We start from the raw sequence: 1757 nt of genomic DNA, 5'->3' as shown, positions 1-1757 counted from the left end.
CGTCAGTCCTTGATCTCGCAGATCACCGCGCCGGAGGTGAGGGCTGCGCCGACTTCGGCGGTCAGGCCCTTGATGGTGCCGGAGCGGTGGGCGTTGAGGGGCTGTTCCATCTTCATCGCTTCGAGGACGACGACGAGTTCGCCTTCGACGACCTGCTGGCCCTCTTCGACGGCGACCTTGACGATGGTGCCCTGCATGGGGGAGGCCAGGGCGTCGCCGGAGGCGGCGCCGGAGGACTTCTTGGTGGCCTTGCGCTTGGGCTTGGCGCCGCCGGCGACCGCGGCGCGGGCCAGCGGCATGCCGAGCGAGGAGGGCAGGGAGACTTCGAGGCGCTTGCCGCCGACCTCGACGACGACCGTCTCGCGGCTGCCGGCCTCGGCGCCCTCTTCCTCGGCGCCGGGGGCGGTGAAGGGCGGGATCTCGTTGACGAACTCGGTCTCGATCCAGCGGGTGTGGACCGTGAACGGGTCGGTGGAGCCGGTGAGTTCGGGGGCGAACGCCGGGTCGGTGACGACGGTGCGGTGGAAGGGGATGGCGGTGGCCATGCCCTCGACGGTGAACTCGTTCAGTGCGCGGGCGGCGCGCTGGAGGGCCTGTTCGCGGGTGGCGCCGGTGATGATGAGTTTGGCGAGGAGGGAGTCCCAGGCGGGGCCGATGACGCTGCCGGATTCGACGCCGGCGTCGAGGCGGACGCCGGGGCCGGCGGGGGCGTCGAAGCGGGTGACGGTGCCGGGGGCGGGCAGGAAGTTGCGGCCGGGGTCCTCGCCGTTGATGCGGAACTCGAAGGAGTGGCCGCGCACGGCGGGGTCGTCGTAGCCGAGTTCCTCGCCGTCGGCGATGCGGAACATCTCGCGGACCAGGTCGAGGCCGGTGACTTCTTCGGTGACGGGGTGTTCGACCTGGAGGCGGGTGTTGACCTCCAGGAAGGAGATGGTGCCGTCCTGGCCGACGAGGAACTCGCAGGTGCCTGCGCCTTCGTAGCCGGCTTCCTTGAGGATGGCCTTGGAGGCGCGGTAGAGCTCGGCGTTCTGCTCGTCGGAGAGGAAGGGTGCGGGGGCTTCCTCGACGAGCTTCTGGTGACGGCGCTGGAGGGAGCAGTCGCGGGTGGAGACCACGACCACATTGCCGTGCTTGTCGGCCAGGCACTGGGTTTCGACGTGGCGGGGGCGGTCGAGGTAGCGCTCGACGAAGCATTCGCCGCGGCCGAAGGCGGCGACGGCTTCGCGGACGGCGGAGTCGTAGAGCTCGGGGACTTCTTCGAGGGTGCGGGCGACCTTGAGGCCGCGGCCGCCGCCGCCGAAGGCTGCCTTGATGGCGATGGGCAGGCCGTGTTCCTTGGCGAAGGCGACGACCTCGTCGGAGCCGGAGACCGGGTCGGGGGTGCCGGCGACCAGCGGCGCACCGGCGCGCTGGGCGATGTGGCGGGCGGCGACCTTGTCGCCGAGGTCGCGGATGGCGTGCGGGGGCGGGCCGATCCAGGTCAGGCCGGCGTCGAGGACGGCCTGGGCGAATTCGGCGTTCTCGGACAGGAAGCCGTAGCCGGGGTGGATGGCGTCGGCGCCGGAGTCGGCGGCGGCCTGGAGAACCTTGGCGATGTCGAGGTAGCTGGAGGCCGGGGTGTCACCGCCCAGCGCGTAGGCCTCGTCCGCCGCGCGGACATGCAGGGCGTCGCGGTCCGGGTCGGCGTAGACAGCCACACTCCCGATCCCCGCGTCCCGGCAGGCACGGGCAACCCGGACGGCGATCTCGCCACGGTT

At 71.6% G+C, this 1757-nt stretch carries 1 protein-coding gene; it reads right to left on the bottom strand.

The annotated features are described in order from the left end of the window. Positions 1 to 2: 2 nt before the first annotated feature. Positions 3 to 1757 (bottom strand): acetyl/propionyl/methylcrotonyl-CoA carboxylase subunit alpha (locus ADL29_RS04150; RefSeq protein WP_063788387.1); only part of this gene is annotated, 1755 nt, incomplete at its 5' end.

It is taken from the genome of Streptomyces chattanoogensis, assembly GCF_001294335.1.
In the GTDB taxonomy this organism is placed as follows: Bacteria; Actinomycetota; Actinomycetes; order Streptomycetales; family Streptomycetaceae; genus Streptomyces; species Streptomyces chattanoogensis.
Note: the sequence above shows the minus strand (reverse complement) of the source record. Positions and strands in the feature narration are given on the sequence as shown.